The 13,989-nt window shown below is 69.6% G+C and carries 12 protein-coding genes; 2 read left to right on the forward strand and 10 right to left on the reverse strand.

Annotated features, from left to right (window positions below; genetic code table 11):
* Positions 1-189 precede the first annotated feature (189 nt).
* Positions 190-1,416 carry a glycosyltransferase gene (locus tag AB5J49_RS09525; protein WP_369168092.1) on the forward strand — a complete coding sequence of 409 codons (1,227 nt, stop codon included), beginning with the start codon at positions 190-192 and terminating at the stop codon, positions 1,414-1,416.
* A 119-nt stretch (positions 1,417-1,535) separates the two neighbouring features.
* Positions 1,536-3,692 carry an RNA polymerase recycling motor ATPase HelR gene (gene helR, locus AB5J49_RS09530; protein WP_369168093.1) on the forward strand — a complete coding sequence of 719 codons (2,157 nt, stop codon included), beginning with the start codon at positions 1,536-1,538 and terminating at the stop codon, positions 3,690-3,692.
* Between the two features lie 105 nt (positions 3,693-3,797).
* On the opposite strand, the gene AB5J49_RS09535 is transcribed toward helR, so the two are convergent.
* From AB5J49_RS09535 to pafA, 10 genes are all read right to left on the reverse strand, one after another.
* Complete coding sequence (locus tag AB5J49_RS09535) at positions 3,798-6,650, reverse strand: DEAD/DEAH box helicase (protein WP_369168094.1); 2,853 nt, start codon at positions 6,648-6,650, stop codon at positions 3,798-3,800.
* 146 nt (positions 6,651-6,796) lie between these two features.
* Positions 6,797-7,747 (reverse strand): twin-arginine translocase subunit TatC, encoded by a 951-nt coding sequence (gene tatC / locus AB5J49_RS09540; protein ID WP_369168095.1) that lies wholly within the window; start codon positions 7,745-7,747, stop codon positions 6,797-6,799.
* A gap of 47 nt (positions 7,748-7,794) precedes the next feature.
* Positions 7,795-8,082 (reverse strand): Sec-independent protein translocase subunit TatA, encoded by a 288-nt coding sequence (tatA, locus tag AB5J49_RS09545; RefSeq protein ID WP_369168096.1) that lies wholly within the window; start codon positions 8,080-8,082, stop codon positions 7,795-7,797.
* A 260-nt stretch (positions 8,083-8,342) separates the two neighbouring features.
* Positions 8,343-8,537 (reverse strand): hypothetical protein, encoded by a 195-nt coding sequence (locus tag AB5J49_RS09550; protein ID WP_128427945.1) that lies wholly within the window; start codon positions 8,535-8,537, stop codon positions 8,343-8,345.
* A 20-nt stretch (positions 8,538-8,557) separates the two neighbouring features.
* Positions 8,558-8,851 carry a hypothetical protein gene (locus AB5J49_RS09555; protein ID WP_369168098.1) on the reverse strand — a complete coding sequence of 98 codons (294 nt, stop codon included), beginning with the start codon at positions 8,849-8,851 and terminating at the stop codon, positions 8,558-8,560.
* Between the two features lie 43 nt (positions 8,852-8,894).
* On the reverse strand, positions 8,895-9,923 hold the full coding sequence (locus tag AB5J49_RS09560) for a helix-turn-helix transcriptional regulator (protein WP_369168099.1): 1,029 nt from the start codon (positions 9,921-9,923) through the stop codon (positions 8,895-8,897).
* An 18-nt stretch (positions 9,924-9,941) separates the two neighbouring features.
* Positions 9,942-10,895: a helix-turn-helix transcriptional regulator gene (locus AB5J49_RS09565; protein ID WP_369168100.1), complete on the reverse strand. Its 954-nt coding sequence runs from the start codon at positions 10,893-10,895 to the stop codon at positions 9,942-9,944.
* A gap of 156 nt (positions 10,896-11,051) precedes the next feature.
* Positions 11,052-11,423 (reverse strand): FKBP-type peptidyl-prolyl cis-trans isomerase, encoded by a 372-nt coding sequence (locus AB5J49_RS09570; protein WP_030053355.1) that lies wholly within the window; start codon positions 11,421-11,423, stop codon positions 11,052-11,054.
* A 64-nt stretch (positions 11,424-11,487) separates the two neighbouring features.
* Positions 11,488-12,492, reverse strand: coding sequence for an FKBP-type peptidyl-prolyl cis-trans isomerase (locus AB5J49_RS09575; protein WP_369168101.1), 1,005 nt, complete (start codon positions 12,490-12,492; stop codon positions 11,488-11,490).
* Positions 12,493-12,618: 126 nt separating this feature from the next.
* Positions 12,619-13,980, reverse strand: a complete 1,362-nt coding sequence (gene pafA / locus AB5J49_RS09580) for a Pup--protein ligase (protein WP_217214436.1) — start codon at positions 13,978-13,980, stop codon at positions 12,619-12,621.
* Between the last annotated feature and the right edge of the window lie 9 nt (positions 13,981-13,989).

Genomic DNA, 13,989 nt, shown 5'->3' on the forward strand with positions numbered 1-13,989 from the left:
CAGGGGGCCGAGGAATCGGGGGAAGGCACCGAGAAACAGCGAAGGCAAGGAGGTCACGCTCTCCTTGCCACTCTTAACTTATAGCGCACAGGGGGGCTTGCGGCAAGGCCCCCGTCGTCCCGCACAATCGTCGACCTAAGCCCAGGACCTGCAGAAATACAGGACCTGCTGAAATAGGGGAGTCGCGAAGTGCGCGTGCTGTTGTCTACGTATGGGTCGCGTGGGGACGTCGAACCGATGGCGGGACTCGCGGTGCGGCTGCGGGCGCTCGGCGCGGAGGTGGTGATGTGCGCGCCGCCGGACTTCGCGGAGCTGCTGGACGGTCTCGGCGTGCCGTTGGTGCCGGTCGGCCGGTCCGTGCGTGCGATGACGAAGGGGGCGGTGACCGGGACGGCGCCGATGCCGCCGAAGACCCTGCCCGAGCGCGCGGCCGAGTTGGTCGCCTTGACGTACGACGCGGTCCTCCCGGCCGCCGAGGGCTGTGACGTGCTGGTGGCGACCGGTTTGCTGCCGTCCGCGGGCGCCGTGCGCTCGGTGGCCGAGAAGCTGGGCATCCCGTATGCGTTCGTGTCCTACTTTCCCTCGTACCTGCCGTCGCCGCACCACCCGCCGCTCGCCTGGCCGGGCCGGCCGCTCCCGCCGGACGTGACCGACAACCGGGCGCTGTGGGAGCTGAACGCCCAGACCCTGAACGAGCTGTTCGGCGGCGCGGTCAACACCCACCGGGCCTCGATCGGCCTGCCCCGGGTGGACAACGTCCGCGATCACGTCCTGTCCGACCGGCCCCTGCTGGCAGCGGACGCGACCCTGAGCCCGTGGCTGAAGCCGGCGGATCTCGACGTGGTGCAGACCGGTGCCTGGATCCGGCCGGACGAACGGCCGCTCCCGGAAGATCTGGAGGTGTTCCTGGACGCGGGCGCGCCCCCGGTCCACGTGGGCTTCGGCAGCATCCCCCTGCGCGACGCGCAGGACGTCTCCCGGGCGGCCATCGAGGCGGTGCGCGCGCAGGGGCGCCGCGTACTCGTCGGGCGTGGCTGGGCCGACCTGACACTGATCGACGACCAGGACGACTGCTTCGCCGTCGGCGAGGTCAACCAGCAGGTACTGTTCGGCCGGGTGGCCGCCGTAGTCCACCACGGCGGGGCGGGCACGACGACGACGGCCGCCCGGGCCGGTGCGCCCCAGGTGGTGGTGCCCCAGCTGGCCGACCAGCCGTACTGGGCCGGCCGGGTCGCCGAGCTGGGCATCGGCGCGGCACACGACGGTCCGACGCCGACCTTCGAGTCCCTGTCGGCCGCGCTGAAGACGGCCCTGGCGCCGGAGACCGGTGCGCGGGCAGCCGCTGTGGCCGCCAAGGTCCGCACCGACGGAGCGACGGTGGCCGCGAAGCTGCTGATCGACGAGTACATCCGATAGGCCGGCACCGACAGGTCGGCACACAGAGCACAGAACTGGAGAACCGGCGCAATCGGTCCCGCCGGTCCGGACGCCTTGCCACGCGCATGGTCGCACACCACCTCATTCGGAGCTGAGACGTGAATCACCCCCTGACCACCAGCGCGTTCAACCTTCCCGACCGTCTCTCCGCCAAGGCCGACCCGACACTGATCGCCGGCGACGAGCAGCACTTCGCGGCCATCGCGGAGTGCCTGGAGCAGTCGATCGCCGAGCTGACCGACCGTCTCGCCGTCGAGCGCCGGGCGCCCGGCGGTGCGGGCCGGCAGGCAATGGACCGGGACGCGGAGATCCACCGGCTGACCGCTCGCCTGCGCGCACTGCGCCGCTTCGGTCTGGACCTGTGCCTCGGACGCATGGTCGGCGCGGACGACTCCGAGCCCCTGTACGTCGGACGGCTCGGCCTCACCGACAGCACGGGCCGCCGACTGCTGATCGACTGGCGCTCCCCCGCGGCCGAGCCGTTCTTCGGAGCCACCCACAGCAACCCGATGGGCCTGGCGAGCCGCCGCCGGTATCGCTGGACCGGCGGCCGGATCAGCGACTACTGGGACGAGGTGTTCACCGCGGACGGGCTTGCCGGGCACGCCGCGCTCGACGACCAGTCCGCCTTCGTCGCGAGCCTGGGCAGCAACCGGTCGGCACGGATGCGAGACGTGCTCGGCACCATCCAGGCCGACCAGGACGCCATCATCCGCGCGGGATCGCGCGGCGCTCTCGTCGTGGACGGCGGTCCGGGCACCGGCAAGACCGTCGTCGCCCTGCACCGCTCCGCCTACCTCCTCTACTCCGACCCGCGCCTCGGTCACCGTCGGGGCGGCGTACTGTTCGTCGGCCCGCACCGGCCCTACCTCGCCTACGTCGCCGACGTCCTGCCGAGCCTCGGTGAGGAGGGCGTGCAGACCTGCACCCTGCGCGACCTCGTCGCCGAGGGAGCCACGGCGGCGGTCGAGGCCGACCCGGAGGTGGCCCGTCTGAAGTCGTCGGCGGATCTGGTGAAGGCGATCGAGACGGCCGTCAGGTTCTACGAGGAGCCGCCCACCAAGGGGATGACGGTCACCACCCACTGGTCCGACATCTGGCTGAGCGCCGACGACTGGGCCGAGGCGTTCGAAGCGGCGGAGCCCGGGATTCCGCACAACGAGGCACGTGACCTGATCTGGGAGGAACTGCTCGCGATCCTGACGGACAAGCACGACGGCGACATCTCGCCCCAGTTGCTCCGCAAGTCGCTGCTGCAGAACAGGGAGCTGCTCACGACCTTCGACCGCGCGTGGCCGCTGATCGAAGCGGCCGACCTCGTCGGAGACCTGTGGTCGGTCCCCGCCTACCTGCGACTGTGCGGCCCCTGGCTCAGCCCCGACGAGGTCCGCAGGCTGCAGCGTGCGGACGCCCAGGCCTGGACGGTGTCCGATCTGCCGCTCCTGGACGCGGCACGGCAGCGGCTCGGCGACCCGGCGGCGTCACGGCGAAGGCGCCGGCAGGAGGCGGCCCTCGCCGCCCAGCGCGAACGCATGGCGCAGGTCGTCGACAACCTGATCGCGGCCGATGCCGACGGTGAGGGCCTCATGACGCAGCTGGGCCGAGCGGACTTCCAGCGCAACCTGGTCGACGAGTCCGAGCTGCCCACGACCGAACCGGACCTGCTCGCCGGCCCGTTCGCGCACGTCGTCGTGGACGAGGCTCAGGAACTGACCGACGCGGAGTGGCAGATGCTGCTGCTGCGCTGCCCGTCCCGCAGCTTCACCATCGTCGGGGACCGCGCCCAGGCCCGGCACGGCTTCACGGAGTCGTGGCAGGAACGGCTGGAGCGGATCGGGCTCGACCGGATCAACCTGGCCGCCCTGAGCATCAACTACCGGACGCCGGAGGAGATCATGGCTCAGGCCGAGCCGGTCATCCGGGCCGCGCTCCCCGACGCCAACGTGCCGACGTCCATTCGCAGCGGCGGCGTCCCCGTCGTGCACGGTTCCGTGTCGGACCGCGACTCGATCCTGGACATGTGGCTCGCCACGCATACCGATGCGGGCACCGCCTGCGTCATCGGCGACCCCACGTTCCGCCCGACGGACCGGGTCCAGTCACTGACCCCGGAGCTGTCGAAGGGGCTGGAGTTCGACCTGGTGGTGCTCATCGACCCGGAGACGTTCGGCGACGGCATCGCAGGCGCGGTGGACCGCTACGTGGCGATGACGCGCGCGACCCAGCAACTGGTGATCCTCACCAGCACTTCTTGATCGGCGTCGGGCGGACGCCCTGAAGGGGCGCGGGGCCGCATCGGTGTGCGGCTCCGCCGCGCGGGCGCGACCGGCCACGAGGCCCCCGCGCCCGCCCACAAGCGCTCACCCCACCGACGAATAGGCGACAACCCCCCGCAGCAACCCCTCGACAGCCTTCCGCGCGTTCTTCGCCACGGTCGAGCCCTCCACAGGAGAAGCCGCTGAGATCTGCCCCAGCACATCGATCACCTGCTTGCACCACCGCACGAAGTCACCGGCCGGCATCTCCGCCTCACGCAGCACCTCGTCGAGCCCCTTACCGCTGGCCCACATATAGGCGGCCCAGGCGAAGCCCAGGTCGGGTTCACGCTGCCCGACCCCTTCGCTCTGGGTGATCCGGAAGTCCTCCTCAAGGGCATCCAGCCGCCCCCAGATCCGGACCATCTCACCCAGCGCGGCCTTGGCCTTGCCCGAAGGCAGCTTCGGCGCCATTGCATCGTCCCCGACCCGCGCCTCGTACACCAACGCCGAGACGCAGGCGGCCAGTTCGGCCGGGCCGAGGCCCTCCCAGACCCGCTCCCGCAGGCACTCGCTGGCCAGCAGGTCGAGTTCGCCGTACAGCCGCGCGAGCCGCTTGCCGTGCTCGGTGACCTCGTCGCCGCGCAGATAGTCCAGCTCGGTCAGCAGCGCGACGATGCGGTCGAAGGTGCGCGCGATCGTGTTCGTGCGGCCTTCGATACGGCGCTCCAGCTGTGAGGTGTCCCGCAGCAGCCGGTGGTAGCGCTCGGCCCAGCGGGCGTGGTCCTCCCGGTCGTTGCAGCCGTGGCAGGGGTGGGCGCGCAGGGCCTTGCGCAGCCGCTCGATCTCACGGTCGTCGGCCGCCTGGGAGCGCCGCTTGCGGTGCCGGTCCGGCGGAATGTGCCCGGCCTTGGTGCGCAGCGCGGACGCGAGGTCCCGACGGGACTGCGGGGAACGCGGGTTGAAGGACTTCGGGATCCGCATCCGCTCCAACGCCTCGACGGGCACCGGGAAGTCCATCGACGCCAGCCGCTTGACCTGCCGTTCGGCGGTCAGGACCAGCGGGCGGGGGCCGTCGTGGTGCTCGAAGCCGCGGTGGCCGTTGGACCGCCCGGCCGGCAGCCCGGGGTCCAGCACCAGCGCGAGACCGGCGTACTTGCCCGTCGGCACATGGATGACGTCACCCGGCTTGAGCTTCTCCAGCGCGACGGCGGCCTCCGCGCGCCGCTGGGCCGCACCCTGCTTGGCCAACTCGTTCTCGCGGTCCTTGAGTTCGCGACGCAGTCGCGCGTACTCCTCGAAGTCCCCGAGGTGGCAGGTCATGGACTCCTTGTAACCGTCGAGCCCCTCCTCGTTGCGCTGCACCTGCCGCGAGATCCCGACGACCGACTTGTCGGCCTGGAACTGCGCGAAGGACGTCTCCAGCAGCTCGCGCGAGCGGTGCCGCCCGAACTGCTCGACCAGGTTGACCGCCATGTTGTACGACGGCTTGAAGCTGGACCGCAGCGGATAGGTACGCGTGCCAGCGAGCCCGGCCAGGTGGTCGGGGCTCATCCCGCGCTGCCACAGCACCACCGCGTGGCCCTCGACGTCGATGCCACGGCGCCCCGCACGGCCGGTCAGCTGTGTGTACTCACCCGGCGTGATGTCGGCGTGCTGCTCGCCGTTCCACTTGACGAGCTTCTCCAACACCACCGACCGGGCAGGCATGTTGATGCCCAGCGCCAGCGTCTCCGTGGCGAACACGGCCTTCACCAGGCCGCGGACGAACAGCTCCTCGACGACCTCCTTGAACGTCGGCAGCATGCCCGCGTGGTGGGCGGCTATACCGCGCTCCAGGCCTTCCAGCCACTCGTAGTAGCCGAGGACGTGCAGATCCTCGGTCGGGATGGCGGCGGTGCGCTCCTCGACGAGGGCGCGCACCTTTTCCCGCGCCTCCTCGTCGTTCAGTCTGAGTCCCGCGTACAGGCACTGCTGTACTGCGGCCTCGCAGGCGGCCCGGCTGAAGATGAAGGTGATGGCGGGCAGCAGGCCCTCGGCGTCGAGCCGCTCGATGACCTCGGGACGCCCCGGCGTCCACACCCGGGAGCGCTGTCTGCGCTCCCGCTCCCGGTCGGCCTCGCGCATCGCCCGCCCGCGTCTGCGGTCCTGGTACGACGGGCGCTGGGCCTCCATCCGGGCCAGCCTTGTGAGGTCGGGGTTGACGGCCTTCTTGTGGCCCTCACCCTCCTCGAACAGGTCGTACATCCGGCGCCCGGCGAGCACATGCTGGAACAGCGGCACGGGCCGGTGTTCGGAGACGATCACCTCGGTGTCGCCGCGGACGGTGTCGAGCCAGTCGCCGAACTCCTCGGCGTTCGACACGGTCGCCGACAGCGAGACGAGGGTGACCGACTCGGGAAGGTGGATGATCACCTCTTCCCATACGGCGCCGCGGAAGCGGTCGGAGAGGTAGTGCACCTCGTCCATGACCACATAGCCGAGGCCGAGGAGGGTCTGCGACCCGGCGTACAGCATGTTCCGCAGCACCTCGGTCGTCATCACGACCACCGGGGCGTCGGAGTTGATGCTGTTGTCGCCGGTGAGCAGACCGACCATGCCGTCCCCGTAACGGCGGGTCAGGTCGGCGTACTTCTGGTTCGAGAGCGCCTTGATGGGCGTCGTGTAGAAGCACTTCTTGCCCTGCATCAGGGCGAGGTGGACGGCGAACTCGCCCACGATCGTCTTGCCGGAGCCGGTGGGCGCGGCCACCAGTACGCCCTTGCCGGCCTCGAGCGCCTGGCAGGCCTCGATCTGGAAGGGGTCGAGGCCGAAGTCGTACATCTCGCGGAAGGAGGCGAGCGCGGTGGCCTGCTCGGCAGCGCGCCTGCGTGCTGCCGCGTACCGCTCGGCCGGTGAGAGGTCCTCTGTCATCGTGCTTTCGAGCGTACCGGGCGCCACTGACAACAGGACGATCATTATCCGGATCCGCACCTTGCAAACCCGGGATCCGCGCAGCTCACGGGCGGGAAACGGAAGCGGCCGGGTGCGCCCCGTAGGCGCCCCGGCCGCACTGTCCCTCAGATCCCTGAAAACCGCCCTTCAGGATCTGTGGGAATCGCGTCTCAGGTGACGTCGTCGTAGCCGTTGACCCGGTCGGGGCCTGCCTGCTCGGGCAGCGCCCGGCTCGCGGAGACGGTCTCGACCTCGCCGATGTCCTCGGGCGTCAGGTCCAGGTCGGAGGCCTCGTCGTCGTCGGGGCCCATCTCGTCGCGACGGCGCCTGCGGCGGTCGTTGACCAGGGAGACGGCGACCGCCCCGAAGTACAGGACCCAGATCGGTCCCGCGAGGGCCATCATCGTCAGCGGGTCGGTGCTCGGCGTCGCGATCGCCGCGAACACCGTGATGCCCATGATCATGCCGCGCCACCAGCCGAGCATGCGCTTACCGGTGAGGGCGCCCGTGAAGTTGAGCATCACCAGCAGCAGGGGCAGTTCGAAGGAGAGACCGAAGACGATGACCATGCGCGTGACGAGGTCGAGCAGATCGTCGAGCGGCAGCAGGTTGTCGACGCCGAACGGGGTGAACTCGATCAGGACGTCGGCGGTCTTGGGCAGCACCTTGTAGGCGAAGAAGGCACCGGCGAGGAAGAGCGGAAAGCCCGTGGCGACGAACGCGTAGGCGTACCTCCGCTCGTGCTTGTGCAGGCCGGGGGCGACGAAGCCCCACAGCTGGTACAACCAGACCGGCGCGGCCAGAACGACACCGGCCATCAGGGACACCTTCAGAGCCAGCGTGAACGGCGCGAGCAGACCGTTGATCGTGATCTGCGCACACGGATTCTCGTCGCGCGCCGTCTTGGCCAGTTCCTCGAACGACTTCGGGCAGCCGACCGATTCGAGGACCGGCTTGGTGAAGAAGTTGATGATGTCCTGATAGAAGAAGGCGGCGACGACCGTGACGATGACGATCGCGAGCAACGCTTTCGCGAGCCGGTTGCGAAGCTCACGAAGGTGCTCCGCGAGGGGCATCCGCCCCTCGGGATCCTTCTCCTCTTTGCGGGCAGACTTCAGCAACCCACGTTCCCATCTCGTGCAGCGGGCCGGAGGTCACCGGCCCTGCGTCAGCGCTTGGTGGTGTCCGTCGGCTCGTTGACCGGGCGTGCGTTCGTCGCGTCGCCGGGGGCGGCCTGGATGATGCGCTGAGCCGGGGGCTGCTCTTCGTTGTTGTTCGGCGGGTCGGCCGGGGCGGGGGACTTGCCCTCGTCCTTCATCGCCTTGGCCTCGCTCTTCAGGATCCGGGCGGACTTGCCGAGCGAGCGCGCCATGTCCGGAAGCTTCTTCGCGCCGAACAGCAGGATGATGACGACGAGGATGAGAATGATCTCGGGGGCTCCGAGCCTTCCGAACATAAGTCTTTACCTTCTCACCGAGGCGGCTGTGGTGGGGTGCTGTCCGACCGGTCGGACATGTGTCCGAACGGTCGTGTTGCCAGCGATCGTAACGCTCAGGGGTAAACGTCAGGCAATCCCCGTGCGTACTCCCTGTCCGCGGACCGGGCCTCGTTCTCCGGGCCGCGACCAGCAGCGTACCTGTCCCGACCGTCAAGTTGACAGGGCGAAGTGGCCCAAAACGCATGCGGCGCAGGACTCACACCCAATACTTGGACGGACTACAGCGAGTCCACAGCCCGGGCCGCGCTCATACTCGCCCGCTCCAGATCCTCGGCAGCCCTGCTGATGCGTCGCGCGGAATCCGTGACCTGCCTGCCGAGACGCTGCGCCTCAAGGAAGACCCGCACGGCGAGCACACCGAGTACGGCGAGACCCAGAAAACCCACAGCTACCGCGAACATCGGCCAGAACATGACGCCGAGCCTAGACCGTCCTACAGCGTGGAGTGCAGCCGCAGGGTGCTGACCCCGCCGCCCGTCAGCAGCTCGACGATCCGCTCACCGGCCGGCTTGCGAACGGAGGCGCCACAGTCGGGGCAGGTGAAGGAGTAGAAGGTCGTACGGCTGGTCGCGCCGATGGCGAGGCGCAGGGCACTCGCGGCGAGCTCGAAATGACCCCGGCAGTCCGGGCAGCCCGCCCTGAACACCACCGGAGCCACGCTTCTCATCCCGGCGAACGCGGACGCCACCGACATTCCCACCGCACCAGACGTCGCCGACTCGCTCAAAGCCCTCGCTCCTGCCTGTCGCACTGCCTGTCCAACCGCATGCCTACTGCCCGTCGTGAAGCCGGTGCGCCCCGTGAGCGCTCTGCACCTCGACCCCGTCGTACGCCGCCAGCGCCTCGCGGGCCGCCTGCCGGGCGCTGTCGGCCAGCTCGGGCGGCGAGACGATACGGCCGTCACGTCCGAGCCGTAGCGCCAGGCGCCGCAGCGACGCGGGCTCGGGGGTGCGCAGGGTGATACGCAGACCGCCGTCGGCCAGCTCATCCGCGCTGTCGTGCGGGTAGTACTCGGCGACCCAGCGCCCGCCCGGGCCGACCTCGACGACGACCTCCGGATCTTCCGCGGCGGGCTGCACGAGCCCCTCGGACAGGTCGCGCAGCTCGACCTCGGGCGGCGCGGACGGCTCGTCCAGGATCTTGATCTCGGCGACCCGGTCGAGCCGGAAGGTGCGGCGCGCCTCGGAGCGACGGCACCAGGCCTCGACGTAGGTGTGGCCGACGCTGACCAGGCGGATCGGGTCGATCTCGCGCTCGGTGACCTCGTCGCGGGCCGGCGAGTAGTAGCGGATCCACAGGCGGCGCCGCTCGGAGATCGCACGGTCCACGTCGGCGAAGACGCCGCCCTCGGACTCGAAGGTCACCGACAGCCGGGAGCTGGCCCCGGCCGCCTCCCCGGACGCGGTCTCCACCTTGGCGGTCGCGCGCAGCAGTGCCTGCCGGTCGCTCTCGCGCAGTCCCGGCAGCGTGGACACGGCCCGCGCGGCCACCAGCAGCGCGGTCGCCTCGTCGGCGGCGATCCGCAGCGGCTCGGCCCCGTCCGCCCCGAGGGCGGCAGGGTTGTGCCACCAGATGCGCTCGCCGTCGGTGTCGATGTCGAGCAGGTCGCCGCCGCGGAAGCTGGTGCCGCACATGGGCAGCACGTCGAGGTCGGAGATCAGCTCGTCCTCGGAGATGCCGAAGGCGCGCGCGACGTCCTCGACGCGGGCGCCGGGGCGCTCCCTGAGATACGTCACCAGGGAGAGCATCCGCCGGGTCTGGTCGATGGCGTTGACGGGCCGTACCGGTTTACCTGCCACTGTGTCGCTCCGCTCCCCTCAGCCCTTGGCCACGGCACGCAGCCGGTCCACCACGTCGGCCCGCAGCTCCACGGGCTCCAGGACCACCACATCCGGCCCGAACTCGACCAGCCAGGCATCCAGCCCGTGGCCGTACGGAATCTCCAACTCGTCCCAGCCGTCCCCGAGTTCCCGCACCGAGGTGGCCTTCGCCCGAAGGGGGTAGCCGGCGCCCGTACGCAGCCGGATCAACGCGGAGCGGTCGGCGGTCTCCCCCGCCCAGCTCGCCACGGTCTCCCGCACGGTGACGACATCGGGGACCTCGGCCGTGAAGCGGCCACTGCGACTGCGGACCTTGCCGGTGATCCGGGACAGCCGGAACACCCGCTCGGCGCCACGGTCACGGTCCCAGCCCGCGAGATACCAGTGGCCGCGCCAGCACTCCAGCGCCCACGGCTCGACATGCCGGGGTTCGGGCCGGGCGGCGGTGGCCTTGCGGTAGTCGAAGACCACCGGGCGGCGATCCCGGCAGGCCAGCATCAGCGGCTCGAACGCCGCCTCGTGCACCGGAATACGGGGCTCCAGGGCGCCGTGTGCCTCGTACGGGTCGACGTCCTCGGGCAACCCGGCCGCGCGCAGTTTCTGCAGGGCGCCGCTGGCCGCGCCCGCGAGCCGGGCCTGCTGCCACACCTTGGCCGCCAGCCCCAGGGCGGCGGCCTCCTCGGCATCGAGGGTGATGGGCGGCAGGCGGTTGCTGTCACGGCGGGCCAGATAGCCGACCTCGCCGTCGAGGTTCTCCACGGTCTCGATGACCAGCCCGAGTTCGCGCAGGTCGTCCTTGTCGCGCTCGAACATCCGGTTGAAGGAGTCGTCGGAGCCGGCCTCCAGGTAGGCCTCGATGGACTCACGCAGCTCGCGCTTGCTCAGCGGCCGCCGCGTCCCCAGCAGACACAGCGCCAGGTTCATGAGCCGCTCGGCCTTGGCAATGGCCATCGACGCCCTTCGCCTCCCCTATGGTGCTTACGACCGTGACCGTACCGCCCCGCGGTGGCGTGGCAAAAGCCGAGGGCCCATGCCCGGACAGGCATGGACCCCAGGTAGTCGGGTCCGGTCGTACGCCGATCAGTCGTACGCCGTCAGACGCGACGCTCAGACACCGAGCAGGTCGACCACGAAGATCAGGGTCTCACCGGGCTTGATCGCCGGGGTGGGGCTCTGGTTGCCGTAGGCGAGGTGGGCCGGGATGGTCAGCTGGCGGCGACCGCCGACCTTCATGCCCTGCACACCCTGGTCCCAGCCCTTGATGACGCGGCCGCCACCCAGCGGGAAGCGGAACGGCGTGCCGCGGTTCCAGCTGGCGTCGAACTCCTCACCCGTGCTGAAAGCGACACCCACGTAGTGGACGGTGACGGTCTGGCCCGCCTGCGCAACCGCGCCGTCGCCCTCCCAGATGTCCTTGATCTCGAGGTCCGCCGGGGGCTCGCCGCCCGGGAAGTCGATCTCGGGCTTGTCGATGCTCACGTCTTACGCTCCATGCTTGTTGTGGAAAGGCAACGGCCCCAGTCTTTCATCACCTCGGGCAGCCTCACATCTTCGCCAGGATGTCCACCGTGAAGACCAGCGTGGCTCCCTTGGCGATGCCGCTGCCCTGCGGCGGGTTGTCGCCGTAGCCCAGCTCCGGCGGGATGACGGTCAGCACCCGGCTGCCGACCTTCTTGCCGGTGAGCCCCTGCGACCAGCCCTTGACGACCTGCTGGAGCGAGAACGACGCGAGCTGCTTGTTGGCGTACGTCGAGTCGAACTCCTTGCCGGTGTCCCACTGCACGCCCTTGTACTGCACCAGCACCGAGTTCTCCGCGGCGACCTCGTCGCCGTCGCCCTCGATCACGTAGTTGGCGACGAGCTTCTTCGGCGGGTCCGTCTTGGGGATCTCGAGGGACGGCGCCTTGCCGTCGGTGTTGGTGCCGACCTTGGGCAGGTCGACGTTGTCCTGGGCGACGTCGGTGCCCTTGGCGGAGCTCTTGGTGCTGAACGTGTCCTGGATATCGAGCACGAACACCAGCGTGTCGGTGCCCTTGATCCCGGCCTGCGCGTTGCCCTCCTTGCCGTAGCCCCAGGTGGGAGGGACGGCCATCTCGACGCGGCTGCCGACCTTCTTGCCGGCCAGCCCGTACCGCCAGCCGTCGTAGATCTGGCCCTGGGCGAGCGGGACGAGCGCCGGCGTCTTGGCGTCGTAGGAGTTGATGAAGACCTTCGCGGTGTCCCAGGTCTGACCGAGGTAGTGGGCCTGGATGTAGTCGTTCTCCGCCACCACCTTGCCGCCGCCCGCGATGACCGTCTTCACCGCGAGGTCCTTCGACGGATCGCCGCTGCCCTTGGCGACCGTCGGCTTCTCACCGAACTTCGTGCCCGCGGTGATCGCCGGCAGCGGACCGTCCACGATCTTCGGCGACGGAGCGGCCGACGCCTCAGGAGTCGAGGGCGACGCACTGGCGTTTCCCTCGGCCGAGTCGGCCCCGTCGTCGTCGCCGCATCCGGCGAGCGTGACCAGTCCTGCGGGTACGGCGATGAGCAGTGAGCGTCGGCGCACGGTGGGGGCCTCGTAATCGTCGATCTTGTGGATGGCGTGCGCGCAACTCTACGGCGTGAGAAGGGCGCCGTACGGTAAACGTACGGCGCCCGTGTTGCGTTCCGGGATTTCGCCGGAACCCGGCACTCACATACCGGCGATGAGTTTCTCCACCCGGTCGTCCACCGAACGGAACGGGTCCTTGCACAACACCGTGCGCTGCGCCTGGTCATTGAGCTTCAGGTGGACCCAGTCGACGGTGAAGTCGCGGCGCTGTTCCTGGGCCCTGCGGATGAAGTCACCGCGCAGCCGGGCCCGAGTGGTCTGCGGCGGCACGGACTTGCCCTCGAAGATCTTCAAGTCGTTGCAGATACGCGCGGCTTGCCCCTTCTTCTCCAGCAGGTAGTACAGGCCGCGACGGCGATGGATGTCGTGGTAGGCGAGGTCTATCTGAGCGACCCGCGGATGCGACATGGTCATGTTGTGCTTGGCCCGGTACCGCTCGATGAGCTTGTACTTGATGACCCAGTCGATCTCGGTGCCGATCCGGTCGAGGTCCTCGGCCTCGATCGCGTCCAGCGTGCGGCCCCACAGCTCCAGGACCTGCTCGACCGTCCCGGTACGGATACCGCGGCGCTCGCAGAAGTCCACGGCCTTCTCGTAGTACTCGCGCTGCACCTCCAGCGCGGAGGCCTCCCGGCCGCTGGCCAGGCGCACCTTGCGGCGGCCCGTGATGTCGTGGCTGACCTCGCGGATCGCCCGGATCGGGTTCTCCAGGGTCAGGTCACGCATCACCGTGCCCGCCTCGATCATGCGCAGCACCAGGTCGGTGGCGCCGACCTTGAGCAGCATGGTCGTCTCGGACATGTTCGAGTCGCCCACGATGACGTGCAGGCGCCGGTAGCGCTCGGCGTCCGCGTGCGGCTCGTCGCGCGTGTTGATGATCGGCCGGGAACGGGTCGTCGCCGAGGAGACGCCCTCCCAGATGTGCTCCGCCCGCTGGCTCACGCAGTACACGGCACCACGCGGGGTCTGCAGGACCTTGCCCGCACCGCACAACAGCTGGCGCGTGACAAGGAACGGAATGAGGATGTCCGCGAGCCGGGAGAACTCCCCGTGCCGGGCCACCAGATAGTTCTCGTGGCAGCCGTAGGAGTTGCCCGCCGAGTCGGTGTTGTTCTTGAAGAGGTAGACGTCGCCCGCGATTCCTTCCTCGTGCAGGCGTCGTTCGGCGTCCACCAGGAGTCCTTCGAGAATGCGCTCGCCTGCTTTGTCGTGGGTGACCAGTTCGGTCACGTTGTCACATTCCGGTGTCGCGTATTCCGGATGTGAGCCCACGTCGAGATACAGGCGGGCGCCGTTTCGCAGAAAGACATTGCTGCTGCGGCCCCATGACACGACACGGCGGAAGAGGTACCGCGCCACCTCGTCAGGCGACAGGCGGCGCTGTCCCCTGAACGTGCACGTGACGCCGTACTCGTTCTCCAGCCCGAAAATGCGGCGGTCCATGACTGAACA

The organism is Streptomyces sp. R28 (assembly GCF_041052385.1).
Classification (GTDB): domain Bacteria; phylum Actinomycetota; class Actinomycetes; order Streptomycetales; family Streptomycetaceae; genus Streptomyces.

Coding starts and splice junctions, on each gene's coding strand:
- AB5J49_RS09535 (WP_369168094.1), bottom strand. CDS start 6,650: ATGATCGTCCTGTTGTCAGTGGCGCCCGGTACGCTCGAAAGCACGATG.
- tatA (WP_369168096.1), bottom strand. CDS start 8,082: ATGTTCGGAAGGCTCGGAGCCCCCGAGATCATTCTCATCCTCGTCGTC.
- AB5J49_RS09550 (WP_128427945.1), bottom strand. CDS start 8,537: ATGTTCTGGCCGATGTTCGCGGTAGCTGTGGGTTTTCTGGGTCTCGCC.
- AB5J49_RS09565 (WP_369168100.1), bottom strand. CDS start 10,895: ATGGCCATTGCCAAGGCCGAGCGGCTCATGAACCTGGCGCTGTGTCTG.
- pafA (WP_217214436.1), bottom strand. CDS start 13,980: ATGGACCGCCGCATTTTCGGGCTGGAGAACGAGTACGGCGTCACGTGC.